Below are 14683 nucleotides of genomic sequence, written 5' to 3'. Positions count from 1 at the left end.
TCAATATGGCAGTAGCAGCTTCTCCCGCACCCGTTGGCTCCAATCCTACGCCGGGTCGACCCGAGAAGTTGCGGTTGGGTGATGTGCTGGTGCAGCAGCGCCTGATTTCCCAGGAGCAACTGCAGCAAACGCTCGAGTTGCAGCGCCAAACCGGCAAGAAAGTCGGCCGCCTGCTGATTGAAACTGGCGTCATCACCGAAGAGTTGCTGGCCAACGGACTGGCGCGGCAACTGCGCATTCCCTTTGTCAACCTCAAGACGTTTCCGTTTCGGCCTGATGTCGTCAAGCTCCTGCCCGAATCGGCAGCGCGGCGTTTTCGTGCGCTGGCGCTTGAAGACAAGGGCGACACGCTGCTGGTGGCGCTGGCCGACCCGCTGGACCTGTTTGCTTTTGATGAGTTGACGCGGCTGCTCAAGCGCAATATTTCCATTGCTGCCGTGCCGGAAAGTCAGCTGGCGTCTGCCTTTGACCGGCTGTACCGCCGCACCGAAGAAATCAGCGGCCTGGCCCGCGCATTGGAGCGCGACCTCGGTGATGCGGTTGACTTTGGTGAACTCACCGCCACGGCGGGCATTGAGGGCGCGCCGGTGGTGCGGTTGCTGCAGTCGCTGTTTGAAGATGCCATGCAGGTGGGCGCATCAGATGTGCACATTGAGCCACAAGAGGCGGGGCTTCAAATTCGCGTGCGGGTGGATGGCGTGTTGCAGGCGCAAACCCAGGCCGACAAACGCATTGGCGCCGCGCTGGCGCAGCGCCTCAAGTTGATGGCCGGGCTTGATATTTCAGAAAAGCGTTTGCCCCAGGACGGCCGTTTCAGCGTGCGCCTGAAAGATCAGACCATTGACGTCCGTTTGTCCACCTTGCCGACGACCTATGGTGAGTCCGCGGTGATGCGTTTGCTCATCCAGGGTGCGGGCATGCGCCGGCTTGACAGCATTGGCATGCCGCCCGCCATGCTGGCTCGTTTTCGGGAGGTGCTGGGGCGCAGTTCGGGGCTGGTGCTGGTCACCGGACCCACGGGTTCCGGCAAGACGACGACGCTTTACGCCGCGCTGGCCGAGATCAACGCCGCAGAACTCAAGGTCATCACCGTTGAAGACCCGGTGGAATACCGTCTGCCCGGCATCACCCAGGTGCAGGTGAACGAGAAGATCGAGCTCACCTTTGCCCGCGTGTTGCGTTCCACCTTGCGCCAGGACCCTGACGTGATTCTGGTGGGCGAGATGCGCGACGCCGAAACGGCGGAAATCGGCCTGCGTGCCGCCATCACCGGGCACCTGGTGCTCTCCACGCTGCACACGCGTGACGCCATCAGCACGCCTTTTCGCTTGCTGGACATGGGCGTGCCGCCCTTCATGGTGGCAACCTCGCTGCAGGCCGTCATTGCCCAGCGCCTGGTGCGCCTCAACTGTGTTGAATGTGCGGAGCCCCATGCGCCCAACGCGCAAGAGCAGTCTTGGCTCACCTCCATGATGGAAACGGGCGAGTCCATCACGCCCAAGCTGGGCCGGGGTTGTTCGGCTTGCAACGGCACCGGGTATTCGGGGCGGCAGGGGGTGTACGAGTTGCTGGAGATGGATGCGGTGCTGACCCAGGCCGCCTCCCGCTCAGACCCTGCGACCTTCATGAAGGCGGCGCGTGAGCGCATGAAAGGGCGCACGCTGGCCCACCATGCGCTGGCGATGGTGCGACAGGGGCGCACCTCGTTGGCGGAAGCCTTGCGTATTGGTTTTGACGTAGACGAACAGGAATAGGCTCCGATGGCTATCTATGCATGGCGTGGTCGCAACGCCCGCGGCGAAGCGGTCCAGGGCGAGATGGACGCCATGACCGAAGGTGGCGTGGCGGATCAGCTGATGGCGATTGGGGTCGCGCCCGTTCACATTGCTGTGGCGGTGGGGCCGACGGATGCCGGTACAGACAACTGGTTGGCGCGTTTAAGCCAGAAGCCGATTGTGGTGGAGGATATTCTGGTGTTTTCACGCCAGATGTACACACTCAACAAAGCGGGCGTTCCCATTTTGCGGGCCTTCGCGGGGCTGCAAGCGTCTGCTACCAAGCCCGCGATGGTTGAGATGCTCAAAGACATCCGCGCCAGCCTGGACCAGGGGCGCGAGTTGTCGGCCGCCATGGCCCGCCATTTGGAGGTGTTTGGCGCTTTCTACATCTCGATGATTCGTGTGGGCGAGATGACAGGCCGACTCACCGAGGTGTTTTTGCGCCTCAATGAGCACATGGAGTTTGAGCGTGATGTGCGCGAGCGCATCAAGCAAGCCATGCGCTATCCGATTTTTGTGATGATTGCGATGGGCATTGCGGTGATCATCCTCAACATCTTCGTGATCCCGGTGTTTGCCAAGGTATTCGCCGGGTTTAACGCCGAGCTGCCGCTGATCACCCGTGGCTTGCTTGCCTTCTCGGGTTGGATGCTGGCCTGGTGGCCCTTGCTGCTGGCGGCCGGTGCGGGCGCATCGGTGGTGATTCGTGGTTACCTGCGCACCCCGCAGGGTCGCTACCGCTGGGATGCCCGCAAGCTCAAACTGCCGATCGTGGGCGATATTGTTTTGAAAGCCACCCTGGCCCGTTTTGCCCGCAGTTTTGCGCTGTCCAGCCAGAGCGGCGTTCCGTTGGTGCAGGCACTCACGGTGGTGGCGCAAACGGTGGACAACGCCTTCATTGGCAGCCGCATTGAGCAGATGCGCGACGGCATTGAACGGGGCGAGAGCATTTCGCGCTGCGCGGCCGCCACCGGGGTGTTCACCCCCGTGGTGCTGCAGATGATCTCGGTGGGTGAGGAAACCGGTGAACTGGACTCGCTGTTGTTTGAAATCGCGGACATGTACGAGCGTGAAACCGACTACAGCATCAAGGGCCTGTCAGCGGCCATTGAGCCCATTTTGCTGGGCGTGATTGCCGTGCTGGTGTTGTTGCTGGCGCTGGGTGTTTTTATGCCGCTGTGGAACATGGGCCAGGCCGCCATGGGCAAGGGCGGCGGCTAGGCGTGGCGACGCTGCGGCGTATTCCGCCCTCCGCGCCGCTCTGGAATGGCCGCGTATTGGAGTGGTCGCTCCTGCTGGCTGTGATTGTGGTGGTGTCCGTGCTCTTTGTCCGCCAGACGCGGGTGGTGCAGGGGCAGGCCGAGTTGGCCGCGGTGACATCCACCTTGGCGGCCTTGCGCACGGCGCTGGTCATTGACCATTTGCAAACACGTACTCATGGGATTCATGGCACGGCGCATGGCACCTCCAAAAATAGCAATCCGTTTGAAATGCTTGAGCGTCGCCCCGCCAACTATGTGGGTGAAATCAAGCGGGACCAAATGGCCTTGGCACCGGCCGGCAGCTGGGTGTTTGACCCGGTGTGTGTCTGCGTAGGCTACGTGCCCGTGAATGACCAGTGGTTTGACAGTCCCAGTGGAGAGACGGCAGCATGGTTTCAGTTGAGTGGCGCACCCGGTCCGCTGCAGCTCACGCCCAAAGAAACCTATGCCTGGCAGTCCCACGCGATGAATTGAAGGCGATTTGTCGAAATGAATGGTATTTCGCCCTCAAGTTTATGATTTGTTGGCCGAAATTTACTTGTAAACTTCGCACGCAGTCACAGCCTGATGCCATGTGTTTGTTATTGGCCGGTTGCCTGGGTGACGTTGGAGTCTGGATAGGAATTCCAGACATGGTTTTTTAATTTTTACAAGGTTGACAACATGAAACAAGTGCAACGCGGTTTTACATTGATTGAGTTGGTGATGGTGATCGTGATCTTGGGCGTGCTGGCAGCCGTGGCAATTCCCAAGTTTGTGGATTTGAAGGGCGAAGCTCGTACCGCCGCGCTGGCTGGTGTCGCTGGTGCCTTGAATTCGGCTGCGGCCATCAACTACGCGTCGCGCAGTGTTAATGTCCTCAAAGGCAATTCCGTTGGGAACTGTTCAGACGTAGCAACTGCGATGCAGGGTGGTTTGCCGGCCGACTATGCGATTACAGCTGGCACTGTGGCCGTGAATGCATCGGTGGCTTGCACATTGAGTACGGTTTCAACCCCCGTGCTGACCACCACTTTCACGGCGATTGGTATATAAGCTGCGTTGGTGATCGCGGCGGATTTTGGAGCGCTTGGATTTTGATCCGATTCCTGATCTTCATTCCAGCCGCTTTGATTGAGAAATAAGAGGTGCGCGAGGGTTTCAGTCAGAAGCCCTCGCGTTTTTTTACGCTGGCCTGAATCGATACCCAGGCATCATGTGTTTGATTTTTAAATGAAATCTGCCTCTAGCCCGCGTATAACATGCGGAGTTCGCTATTAAAAATATAGCGAAAAATTTTGAAGTCTCATGACTATTTATCTCCGTGCTGTTGACGTCACCCATTGGCCAGTTGGCCAACGAGTGCGCCAGCGCGGCTTCACCCTGGTGGAGCTGGTGATGGTGATTGTGGTGGTGGGTGCACTGGCCGTGTTTGCCGTGCCCCGCATGCTGGACCTCAATGCCTGGCGCCTGCGCGCCTTTGCCGATGAAATGCAAAGCACCACTGCCGCGATGCTCCGGCTGTCGCTGGCCCAGCGCAAACCGGTCATTGCGACATTCACCACCGCAGGTGTGACCTATGCCTATGTGGCGGGCGGCGCGTTGGCCCCGTCTGTTCCATGCCCTCCGGCCGTGCCTGTGTGCCTGTCAGCCGCCTCCGCTGGGACGGTCACCTTCAACGCTTCCAACAGCGGCGCGACCTTGGCATTGCCAGTCGGATCCGCGTTACCGGCCGCATTGACGGTCACCGTCACGGATGGCGCGATCGCCCAGTACCGTTTCACACTGGAAAATGACACCGGCGTGATGAGGCGTTTGCCGTGATGGTGCAGTGGCCCCATCGTGCTGCCGAGCAGCGTGGTTTCACGCTGATTGAGCTCATCATCTTCATCGTGATTGTGAGTGCCGCTCTGGCCGGTGTGCTGTCGGTGCTGAATCAATCCACCGCACGCAGTGCCGACCCCCAATTGCGCAGGCAGGCGCAGGCCATTGCCGAGTCCCTGCTGGAAGAGGTGCAATTGATGCCGTTCACCTATTGCGACCCGGATGACGCGGCGGTGGACTCGGCCACCAGTGCCGCCTCCTGCGCCACCCCTGAGGCCATCGGTCCTGAAACCGGCGAGACGCGCACAGGCACCCCCCAGTTTGACAATGTCAACGATTATCACGGCTACACCATGGCCTCCGGCATCATCGACATCACCGGTGCGGCTGTTGCCGGCTTGGGCTCGTACGCGGCCAGCATCAGCGTGCAGCCCGCCGCGCTGGGCAGTATTTCTGCGTCAGGCGACGCCTTGCGCATCACCGTCACCGTGACAGGTCCCGGTGGCACGCAGGTCAAGCTGGAAGGCTGGCGCACCCGCTATGCGCCAAAAGCCGCTTTTTGAGATGACCATGCACCGTTTGCCACCCTCGTCATCCTCGTGCCCAAGCATTGGCACGCTAGGCGGCGCACGCCGTGTGCAAGGCGGTTTCAGCCTGGTTGAACTGGTCATTGTCATCGTCATCATCGGCGTGCTGACCGCCATCGTGAGTGTTTTCATAGTGCAGCCGGTGCAGGGCTACCTGGGTACGGTGGCGCGCGTGGAACTGGTCAACGCCACAGACAATGCCTTGCGCCGTATCGGGCGTGATCTGCGCATTGCCTTGCCCAATAGTGTGCGGGTGCTGGGCAGCGGTCTTGGTGTGGAGTTGATTCCCACCACAGCGGGCGGGCGGTATTACCAGGACGACGCAACGCCCACGGCGCAGCGGCTCGATTTCGGTGTGGCGGACACGGACGGCTTTAGCCTGATGAGTCCCGGCATCAGCCTGCGCGCGGGCCAGAGTCTGGTCTTTTTCAATCTGGGTGAAGGCATCACCGAATCGGACGCCTACGCTACGACGAATACCGTCACCTCCAACCGCCGCCCCTATGCCGGGGCCGCTGGGACGGCCGTCACGACCATCGCCACCAGCAGCTGGGCTGCGCTGCCCGTGGCGGCGTGGGCGGCACCGTTTCGCGTTCAGGTCGTCGACCCACCCGTCTCGTACCACTGTGATCTGGCCGCGGGAACGCTCACACGCTTTACCGGCTATGGCTTCAATGCCAGCCAGGTCAGCCCGCCAACGGGCGGTAGCAGCGCTATTTTGGCTACCGGTGTCACAGCGTGCAAATTCAGCTATGAAGCCTTTGCGGTGGCCGCTCGGGCGGGGCTGGTCAGCCTGTCTTTGACATTGGCGTCTACCCTGTCCGGTAGTGGAACAGAGTCTGTCACTCTTTATCATTCGATTCATGTTGACAACCTTCCGTAAGCCATCACCCGAGCGTGGTTTTGCCATGGTGTCGGCGCTCTTCATTCTGGTGGTGCTGGCGGTGCTGGGCGCAGCCATTGCCAGCATCAGCGTACGCCAGCAAGTGGGGTCCGCGGTGGAACTCAACACGGCGCGGGCTTACCAGGCGGCACGGGCCGGGCTCGAGTGGGGTGCTTTTTCGGTCTTGATACCGGCTCCGCCGGATGCGCCTGCGGTTGATACGCCCCCGGCCTGTTTTGTCACCAACCACATGAGCCTGACGGGGGAACTGTCAGCTTTTGTGGTCAGTGTGGCGTGCACCCGGACTGGCCCATTGAGCGACGGTGACAGTTCGAAAACTTATTACCAGTTGGTCGCCACGGCTTGCAATGCCCCTACCGGCGGGTCTTGTGCCGTGACGCCAGCCAGCCCGCAGTCCACTTATGTGGAGCGGCGTCTGAACTGGACGATTGGGCGCTGAAACATGGAGTTGATCATGCGGTTCATCCGGCTTTTTGTCCTGACCACTTGGGGTGTGTTCACCGCTATGGGTGGCGCGCGCGCTGCCGTGGTTGAGTTCAACAATTCGGGAGGCACCTCGGTCACCAATGGCTTGCATTTCTACATTGAGGACACCACAAAAATTCAGGTCAGGCGGCTCAATAACTCGGGCCAGGTTTATTCCCCTACGGCCGTGCCTGCCAGTACCTCGCTTGACAACGGCGTATTCATTCGGGCCAATGGCAAGGTGTATGGCCCCTCTCATGCGGTGACTTCGTTCACGCCAACCGGCGGAATGTACAACTCGGTGTCCATCAGCGCAACATCTCCAGCCAACCCCTCTTCTTCAGGTGTTCAGCAGAGTGCGACGGGCGCCTTCGGAATCACTTCTGGTCCACAAGTGTCGGTGGTCTGGAAATACACCACACCGCTTGATTTTTTGACGGCAGACGTGACGCTGACAATCCCCTTGGGTTACGCAGTCAGCGCCCTCAATCCGGTGCGCTACTACCATGTATTCGATACCTATCTGGGGGGGAGTGACAACGGTTGTGGCCTTTCATTTACCGATAGCAATGGCAAACGGGTCGTGGGCACGTACCCGCCTGCATCAGGGACGACATGTCCCTCGAGCACCAGCATTCCGACCGGTGTCTCGGTGGTGGAGTCGTTTCGCGAGCGCAGTGGTCTGAGTTTTGCCAACTACTGTTCCTCAGGCTGGTCTTCGTTCTTTGTCAACGGAACGACCAATTGTTCGGTGTTGCAGGCGGCGGCGATGAGCAATGCAGTTGCCACTACTTATCAAGACACGGGTATTGGTGTCGAATATGACTTTATAACGAGTGGCACTTACACCTTTAGCTACGATTTTGTCATCGGCTCACCCAATGTGCCACCGTACGACCATCTTGAAATCCAGCACGATGGCACGACTACGTTGTGTCCTGACAATGTGAAGGTGTTGGCTTGTACATCGGCAACCGTGCCTTGCCCGGTGGCCAACATCGTCAATACGGGTACCTTGACTGGCGCTGTGACAACCACCCCGGTTACTCCAGCGGTCACGAAAACGCCCGCTGTTTTTACACTCGGTGCGTCCAGTTCGACCGCAACGGTCGCTCTCCAGGGCGCCGCGGCAGGTGTCTATGCCTTGGGCAGCAGCGGTCTTAGTACAGTGCCTACCAACGGGACCAAGTGCTGGAACACAACGACCCTCAGCCAGAGTTGTACTTTTGCCGTGACAACCGTTCCCTGTGTCAGCAATTACGAATGCCTGGAAACCAGCGCCACCTACAACAACCTGAGTGCAGCGCCAACTGCGAGCAACCCGCTTTACACCAAGCTGTCGGGAACCAATTTCAAGTTTGACGTGGTGGCACTCCAAACCGCAGGGGTGCAGTCCACCACCTACACTGCAGCGGGCAATGTCACGGTCGAGTTGTTTGACGACAGCGCCTCGCCGCAGCCAGCGTGCAGCGCCTATGCCAGCCCAGTGGCCACCCAGGCGATCACGTTTGTGACGACCGATGGCGGGCGGAAAACGGTGGCGGCCAACTTCAACTTACCCAACGCCTACAGCAAACTGCGCTGCCGTGTGAAAGACAGCAACCTGACGCCCACCGTGTATGGCTGCTCCTCGGACGATTTTTCTGTACGACCTACCGGTTTGACTGTCACGTCGAACGCCAATGCCGATGGCACGGGAACCAGCGCCAGCACGGCGTCGCCGATCAAAACCGGCGCCAACTTTACGATGACGGCGGCCACTGGGGTAGTGGGCTATAGCCTTGCACCCCAGCTGGATTCGACCAAAGTAGCGGCGCATACTGGTGCGGTGCAGGCGGGGGCGGTCGCCGGTACCTTTGGCGCGGCCAGTGTGGTTACCGGCTCGGCGACGGGCGCAGCCTTTAACTACTCCGAGGTGGGCTATTTCAACTTTGCAGCCAATGGTGTGTATGACGACGCTTTGACCAGTGTCGATTCGCTTGCGGGGGATTGCACGGCAGACTTTTCCAATACGCTGGTGGGTGGCCAATACGGCTGCAAGTTTGGCAACACGGTGGCAACCTCCTATTTTGGCCGCTTCATTCCGGACCATTTCGCAGTAACCGCCGCTGCGCCCGTGGCCGCCTGCAGAGTGCATCCGGCGGCGTCTGGCAGTTATACGCCGCTTGATTTCACGTACTTTGATCAGGATGGCTTCAGCACGCCATTCACCTTGACGGCGCAGAATTCAGTCAATGCAACCACCCAGAACTACACGGGGTCATTCGCCCGGTTGGGTTTGGGCGCCTGGGCAAATTTCGGTTTCAGTGTGGCGGGTCTGCCCACTGGATCGCTGTTGTCAGCCGGAACTCCCGCGCCTTCAGGCGCTTGGACCAGTGGCGCGGCCAGTGTGACGGCTGCTCAAAAAGTGAGTCGCCCGACAGCGCTTGCAGCGCCCGCCAGTGTGGTGGTCAGAGCGCTGCCCGTCGATCTGGACGGTGTCACGCTGCCAGCCGCTGTGGCGGTATCAACCGCAGGGACACCATTGCGTTATGGCCGATTGCGCTTGCTCAATGGCGTGGGGCCCGATACGCGCGATCTCAAAATAACGACAGAAGCGCAGTACTGGAACGGCAGCAACTTCACCCTCAATACCGATGACAGTTGCACCGCGGTCGCCGCCAGCGCCTGGAGTTTTGGCAACTATGTCAAAAAACCGGCCAGTGTCGTGTTCAATCCGTTGGCGACCAGTAAAACCCTCGCGGGGGGAAGCAGCTTCATGATGATCCCCAAACCCAGCGGTGGACGGGTAACGTTTGATGCCAGCATCAATCTGGCGACGACGGGTGCGGAGACCGCGGGCACGTCATGCCTGAAGAATTTGGCGCTGGGTACTCCCACCCGGCCTTGGGCTCCGACTGCCTCAACGCCTGCCCCCAGTCCTGTCCGGACCAATTTGACACACCTGCTTGGGCAGTGGTGTGACACGACTCCGATAAACAATCCGTCTGCCCGCGGCTCCTTCGGTTTGTACCGGGGTGCAGAATCTTCTATTTTTCAGCGTGAAAACTATTGAGATACTGTGCAAAAAGCCCTGCCAACCCATGTATTTCGGTCATAATTTGCTATCAATTTTGAACCTCCCAAGGAAACCAGTTCCAAGATGCCCATGACCTCATTCCGGATGTGCAAACCCGCCAGGTTGAGCCTTTCGACGGGCTTTTGGCGTTGATCATGCGCTGGCCTTGGAAGCGTCAAGGTTCGGGTGATCAACTGGTCGTTGCCTGGTCAGGGAAGACGCTCGCTTTCGTTCGTGCGCGTGCCTTGCCGGAAGGTGGCTATGCGGTTCGGAAAATGGGCGTTGAGCGCCAGGGCGCTGACAGTTCCGAGGATTTTGTCCGTCGCTTACACGCGCTGGGACTCAAGGATTTTGGCGCCTTCGTCATGTTGCGGCCTGAGCAATACCAGGTGCTGCAAATCGATGCCCCGGCGGTCGCACCGGAGGAATTGCGCTCGGCGGCCCGTTATCAGATCAAGGAGATGCTTGACTCCCATGTAGATGACGTCACGCTGGATGTGATGCGCGTCGGTGATGGTCAGCACAAAGGAGTGGGTCATCTTTTCGTGGTTGCAGCTCCCAACGCCGTATTGCGCGAGGTGCACGAACTGGGTGAGGCGATGAATTGGGTTGTGTCTGTGATTGACATTCAGGAAACTGCGCAACGCAATCTCCAAAGTGCGCTGGCAGCACGGGATGGCCGGGGTGACCGTGCCAGCGCCGCGTTGGTGCTGGACGATGGACGGCAGGCGGTGTTGACCATCAGTGCCAACGAGGAGCTTTTTTACACGCGCCGGTTTGATTTGCCTGAGGATTTTTTGACCGCAAGTTGGGAGCAGGATAGTTCCGTTGGTTCCGGGTTGGATGAGTCATTTTCACCAGTGGGTGAATATGTGCCTGACTACAGCGTGGGTGGTGTGTCCTACGGCAACGACTATTCCGACACGCGTGCGGCCAGCCCTGTGGCATCCACCCGCGGTGGCGACGATGACAAGGCGCAACGCTTTTTGGTTGAAGTACAACGTTCGCTGGATGTCTGGGATCGCTCTTGGTCGAGCATGCCGCTCAGTGGCATCCGTGTTTACGCGGGTGAGCGAAGTTCCGAATTGGCCACCTGGCTGGGCCGTCAGTTGGGGCAGGTCGTCACGCCCATGGATATGAGCAGTCTTTTTTCAGGGCTGGAGCAAGGAGCGGCTGCCGACCAGGCTTTGTGTATGCCTTTGCTGGGTGTCTTGATGCGCACCGATAGCCGCAAGCTCTGAACCCCCGCCCTCTATTCCAGCCCGCCTGAAGCCATCATGCCCCAGCAAATCAATCTTTGTGCCCCGATCCTGTTAACGCAGAAGCGTTACTTTTCGGCGCAAACCCTGGCTCAGGCGCTGGCTATTTTCGCCCTGGTAGGTGGGGGGCTGGCGACCTATGGAGTGTGGAGTCTCAATGCTGCCAGTGACGGGTTCAGGAAGACGTTGGATACCCAAGCCTTTGAACTTAAGAGCCTCCAAGCTGCCATTGAGCAAAACAAGGTGGGTGCAGGTCCCGCTGAAGCTGTGTTGACGCAAGACCTGCAGGCCCGCACGATGGAGTTGTTGCAGCGCAAGGCTGTGCAATCGGAGCTGCAGCGAGGTATGTTCAAGCCGGGGTGGGGTCACGCCGCGCGGCTGCAACTGCTGGCCCAGAGTATTCCGGCCAAAGTCTGGATCACCGAGGTTCGGGCTGACGAAAGCCAGCTGCAGGTCAGCGGCCTGACGCTGGAGCCTGCCGCGCTCAATGATTGGGTCGCAAGGCTGGCCGTCAGCCCCTTGCTGCAAGGACAAAAACTAGCAACTGTCAGGGTAGAGAACGTGAAGGCTCCCGTGGCGTCAAACGCGAGCGGCGCTTTGCCGGTTGCCATACCAGAGGTTGCGGGCTTCTTGCGTCCGACGTGGTCTTTCAACCTGGTCAGCTCCTTGGGCAAGCCGTCAATGTCTTTGGGAGCTAAACCATGAAGCGCTGGTGGGAGGCGCAGTCGGCGCGTATCAATGCGTTGAGTTTGCGCGAGCGGGCGTTTTTGTTTCTGGCGATGATGGCCTGTGGCATGGCGCTGGTCGATGTGATTTGGTTGTCGCCTGCGCAGGTGATGCACCGTCAATTGACGCAACGTTTCGAGAAACAAAATGCAGAGCTGCAGCGAGCGCGTGACACACTGAGGCTGACCGCAACGCCGGTCGATACAAGTAAGCCCTTGCGGGATGAAATAGCGGCCGTCACGATTCAGCTGGACGCCGTCAACAGTCAAATCAAGTTGCTCTTGCCCACAATAGCCGGCGAAACGCCATTGACTCAGGTTTTAAGCCAGTTTCTGCGCCGTCATGAAGGTCTCACTTTGCTCCGTACGACGGCTTTGGCGCCAGAAGCGGCTTCGGTCAGCAGTACGACGACGGTGACTGGCATTGCCACAATGCCTGGCGGACTCACACGGCAGGGCGTAGAGTTGGTGGTATCAGGCCCGTACCCGCAGTTGATGCGTTATGTTCAGACGCTGGAGACAGCGCTGCCGAGCGCGCGATGGGGCGCCATGACCGTCAAGAGTGACAAATCGCCGCCTGAGTTGACTTTGCAGTTATTTTTGGTGGGGGTGCAGCCATGATAAAAACACGGTTGATGAGCAGGCTGCTGGGTTGGCTCCTGTTTTCGCTGGCGACTGCGGTGACCGCACAAAACTTGCGTGACCCGACGGTGCCCCCGACCGAGGCCGGTGTGAGCAGTACAGCGCATGATAGCCCGGAGTCTCCCGGTGCGGTGCAGGGGCCGATGTCCGTGATTGTGCGCAACGGACAGGCGTTTGTGATAGTGAGTACGCGTCTGTATACGCAAGGCCAGAAACTGGGTCAGGCTCGCATTGAACGCATCAGCGAGACTGAAGTCTGGTTGCGCGAAGACGGGGTATTGCGCAAAGTGCCCCAGTTCCCCGGCATACAACGCCGGGTTGTGACGGGCGTTGCGCCGTCAGTTGTATCCCAATGAGTCAAAAAGGCCACCGCATGATCGATATTTTTCAACCTTTACCCATGGGGCATGCTTCTGTGCGTCGGTCGTTTGCCTTATCAGGCTTGTGTGTGGCCATGGGCCTGCTGGCGGGTTGTGCTGCTGATCGGCCACTGAGAACACCTGACGTAGGTGCGGCTGTACGTGCCGACTTGCCACCGGTGGCCCAGGTTGTTGCGGCTCCCGTCGTTGTGCCTGCGCGTATCAGTGAGGCCTTGGCTGAGCCAGCGCCACCGCCCGTGCCGCTTGCGCCCGAGCCCCGGCTCGATCTGCTGGTAAACAATGCCCAGGCACGCGAGGTATTTCTGGCGATTGTGGCGGACACGCGTTACAGCATGCTGATGCACCCCGACGTGGCAGGCACACTGTCGGTCACGTTGCGTGGGGTGACTGTGACCGAAGCGCTGGAGGCGATTCGTGATGTCTATGGATACGACTTCAAGATTGATGGCCGTCGCATCACGATCTATGCACCTACGCTGCAAACCCGGATCTTTACCGTCAATTACCCACATTCCCAGCGTTTGGGTGTCAGTGAATTGCGCGTTGCATCGGGCTCCACATTGCAGGCGGCCGCATCCAGCAGCACTACACCAGGTGCGGGCGCGTCTGCCTCTGGCGGCGCTCAGCAGGGGGACGGTAGCCGCGTGTCCACGACGTCCAAGACGGATTTTTGGGCCGAGTTGGCCGGTGCCGTCAAGGGCCTGGTCGGAGGTGGTGAAGGACGCAACGTGATTACCAGTCCGCAAGCCGGGATCATGGCCGTGCGAGCCATGCCCGAGGAATTGCGCCAGGTTGACAAATTCCTCAAGGCAGCCCAGATCGCGATCGAGCGGCAAGTCATGCTGGAGGCCAAGATTGTCGAGGTCGAGTTGCGTGATGGATTCCAGAGTGGCATTGATTGGTCAGCGCTCAAGAATGTGGGTAACTCCACCCGGGCGATGGGCGTGCTCAGTGGCAATGCCACCAGCAACACGCTTGTCAGTGGCGTACAAACCGGCCTGCCTGGGTTTTCTGCCACCACCACGGGTCTGTTAGCCGATGGCGTGGCACTGCCAACGGCCGGTGCGGGGCTTTTTGGTCTGGCGTTTGCCACGAATGGTTTTCAGGCTGTGTTGGGCTTTCTCGAAACTCAAGGAGATGTGCAGATTCTCTCCAGCCCCCGTATTGCAACGCTGAACAACCAGAAGGCGGTGTTGAAGGTGGGTGCCGAAGATTTCTTCGTAACCAATGTGTCCAGCGGTACGACATCGACTTCCTCGACCGGGAGCAACAACACCGGTAACACATTGCCGACGCTGACCCTGACGCCTTTCTTCTCAGGCATCTCCCTGGACGTCACGCCTCAGGTGGATGAGGGTACCAACATCATGTTGCACGTGCATCCATCTGTGACCAGCGTCACCGAAAAAACCAAACAAATCGACCTGGGTAGCGCCGGCAACTACCGTTTGCCGCTGGCGTCCAGCAGCGTGAATGAGACTGATACGTTGGTACGTATTCAGGATGGGAACATCGTGGCCATCGGCGGCTTGATGCAAATTGAATCTAATCGACGGGCGTCCGGTTTGCCGGGTACCAGTGATATTCCTGTGCTCTCCAGTCTGCTGGGCAACAGGGCTAATATTGGACGCAAAAAGGAAGTGGTTGTGCTGATCAAGCCCACTATCATTCGCACGGCGCAGGATTGGGAAGCGCAAACCCGTCGTACCCGTGCAGCCCTGGATGATATGGATGCAACACGAGCCCGCGTGATTCGCATCGATGGCACAGTAGAGGAGGTCAGGCCCAAAAGTCCTGTGAAGTGATGTATTGCCGGCATT

Annotated in this window: 14 protein-coding genes; all 14 read left to right on the top strand. The window is 59.3% G+C overall.

The genetic code is table 11. From position 1 onward, the window contains the following. Positions 1-5: 5 nt before the first annotated feature. The 14 genes from AC097N_RS07090 (at position 6) to AC097N_RS07025 (ending at position 14668) form a co-directional block, all read left to right on the top strand. Positions 6-1754, top strand: coding sequence for a GspE/PulE family protein (locus tag AC097N_RS07090; protein WP_479580194.1), 1749 nt, complete (start codon positions 6-8; stop codon positions 1752-1754). 6 nt (positions 1755-1760) lie between these two features. Then, the gene (locus AC097N_RS07085; RefSeq protein WP_479580193.1) at positions 1761-2999 is read left to right on the top strand and encodes a type II secretion system F family protein; all 1239 of its coding nucleotides are present in this window, start codon (positions 1761-1763) and stop codon (positions 2997-2999) included. 2 nt (positions 3000-3001) lie between these two features. After that, positions 3002-3514, top strand: a complete 513-nt coding sequence (locus AC097N_RS07080; protein WP_479580192.1) for a hypothetical protein — start codon at positions 3002-3004, stop codon at positions 3512-3514. A gap of 189 nt (positions 3515-3703) precedes the next feature. Continuing rightward, complete coding sequence (locus AC097N_RS07075; RefSeq protein WP_479580191.1) at positions 3704-4075, top strand: pilin; 372 nt, start codon at positions 3704-3706, stop codon at positions 4073-4075. A gap of 252 nt (positions 4076-4327) precedes the next feature. Continuing rightward, on the top strand, positions 4328-4843 hold the full coding sequence (locus AC097N_RS07070; RefSeq protein ID WP_479580190.1) for a prepilin-type N-terminal cleavage/methylation domain-containing protein: 516 nt from the start codon (positions 4328-4330) through the stop codon (positions 4841-4843). Next, on the top strand, positions 4843-5406 hold the full coding sequence (locus tag AC097N_RS07065) for a prepilin-type N-terminal cleavage/methylation domain-containing protein (RefSeq protein ID WP_479580378.1): 564 nt from the start codon (positions 4843-4845) through the stop codon (positions 5404-5406). Before AC097N_RS07070 ends, AC097N_RS07065 begins: the two co-directional genes overlap by 1 nt. Before the next feature lie 7 nt (positions 5407-5413). Next, positions 5414-6313 (top strand): prepilin-type N-terminal cleavage/methylation domain-containing protein, encoded by a 900-nt coding sequence (locus AC097N_RS07060; RefSeq protein WP_479580189.1) that lies wholly within the window; start codon positions 5414-5416, stop codon positions 6311-6313. Continuing rightward, positions 6294-6773: a pilus assembly PilX family protein gene (locus AC097N_RS07055; RefSeq protein WP_479580188.1), complete on the top strand. Its 480-nt coding sequence runs from the start codon at positions 6294-6296 to the stop codon at positions 6771-6773. The genes AC097N_RS07060 and AC097N_RS07055 overlap by 20 nt, the downstream gene beginning before the upstream one ends. 15 nt (positions 6774-6788) lie before the next feature. Further along, positions 6789-9854 (top strand): DUF6701 domain-containing protein, encoded by a 3066-nt coding sequence (locus AC097N_RS07050; RefSeq protein WP_479580187.1) that lies wholly within the window; start codon positions 6789-6791, stop codon positions 9852-9854. A 158-nt stretch (positions 9855-10012) separates the two neighbouring features. Then, positions 10013-11098 (top strand): hypothetical protein, encoded by a 1086-nt coding sequence (locus tag AC097N_RS07045; RefSeq protein ID WP_479580186.1) that lies wholly within the window; start codon positions 10013-10015, stop codon positions 11096-11098. 36 nt (positions 11099-11134) lie between these two features. Continuing rightward, on the top strand, positions 11135-11821 hold the full coding sequence (locus AC097N_RS07040; protein ID WP_479580185.1) for a PilN domain-containing protein: 687 nt from the start codon (positions 11135-11137) through the stop codon (positions 11819-11821). Further along, positions 11818-12462: a hypothetical protein gene (locus AC097N_RS07035; protein WP_479580184.1), complete on the top strand. Its 645-nt coding sequence runs from the start codon at positions 11818-11820 to the stop codon at positions 12460-12462. The genes AC097N_RS07040 and AC097N_RS07035 overlap by 4 nt, the downstream gene beginning before the upstream one ends. 14 nt (positions 12463-12476) lie before the next feature. Then, the gene (locus AC097N_RS07030) at positions 12477-12839 is read left to right on the top strand and encodes a hypothetical protein (RefSeq protein ID WP_479580183.1); all 363 of its coding nucleotides are present in this window, start codon (positions 12477-12479) and stop codon (positions 12837-12839) included. Positions 12840-12856: 17 nt separating this feature from the next. After that, on the top strand, positions 12857-14668 hold the full coding sequence (locus tag AC097N_RS07025; protein WP_479580182.1) for a secretin N-terminal domain-containing protein: 1812 nt from the start codon (positions 12857-12859) through the stop codon (positions 14666-14668). Positions 14669-14683 lie beyond the last annotated feature (15 nt).

The organism is Rhodoferax sp. LS1R11 (genome assembly GCF_056521395.1).
The sequence above is the reverse complement of the archived record's forward strand: the minus strand, read 5'-3'. Positions and strand labels throughout refer to the sequence as shown.

Excerpts from the sequence above, each read along its gene's own strand:
- AC097N_RS07090 (WP_479580194.1), top strand. The coding sequence starts at position 6 with ATGGCAGTAGCAGCTTCTCCCGCACCCGTTGGCTCCAATCCTACGCCG.
- AC097N_RS07085 (WP_479580193.1), top strand. The coding sequence starts at position 1,761 with ATGGCTATCTATGCATGGCGTGGTCGCAACGCCCGCGGCGAAGCGGTC.
- AC097N_RS07075 (WP_479580191.1), top strand. The coding sequence starts at position 3,704 with ATGAAACAAGTGCAACGCGGTTTTACATTGATTGAGTTGGTGATGGTG.
- AC097N_RS07070 (WP_479580190.1), top strand. The coding sequence starts at position 4,328 with ATGACTATTTATCTCCGTGCTGTTGACGTCACCCATTGGCCAGTTGGC.
- AC097N_RS07065 (WP_479580378.1), top strand. The coding sequence starts at position 4,843 with ATGGTGCAGTGGCCCCATCGTGCTGCCGAGCAGCGTGGTTTCACGCTG.
- AC097N_RS07060 (WP_479580189.1), top strand. The coding sequence starts at position 5,414 with ATGCACCGTTTGCCACCCTCGTCATCCTCGTGCCCAAGCATTGGCACG.
- AC097N_RS07055 (WP_479580188.1), top strand. The coding sequence starts at position 6,294 with ATGTTGACAACCTTCCGTAAGCCATCACCCGAGCGTGGTTTTGCCATG.
- AC097N_RS07050 (WP_479580187.1), top strand. The coding sequence starts at position 6,789 with ATGCGGTTCATCCGGCTTTTTGTCCTGACCACTTGGGGTGTGTTCACC.
- AC097N_RS07045 (WP_479580186.1), top strand. The coding sequence starts at position 10,013 with ATGCGCTGGCCTTGGAAGCGTCAAGGTTCGGGTGATCAACTGGTCGTT.
- AC097N_RS07040 (WP_479580185.1), top strand. The coding sequence starts at position 11,135 with ATGCCCCAGCAAATCAATCTTTGTGCCCCGATCCTGTTAACGCAGAAG.
- AC097N_RS07035 (WP_479580184.1), top strand. The coding sequence starts at position 11,818 with ATGAAGCGCTGGTGGGAGGCGCAGTCGGCGCGTATCAATGCGTTGAGT.
- AC097N_RS07030 (WP_479580183.1), top strand. The coding sequence starts at position 12,477 with ATGAGCAGGCTGCTGGGTTGGCTCCTGTTTTCGCTGGCGACTGCGGTG.
- AC097N_RS07025 (WP_479580182.1), top strand. The coding sequence starts at position 12,857 with ATGATCGATATTTTTCAACCTTTACCCATGGGGCATGCTTCTGTGCGT.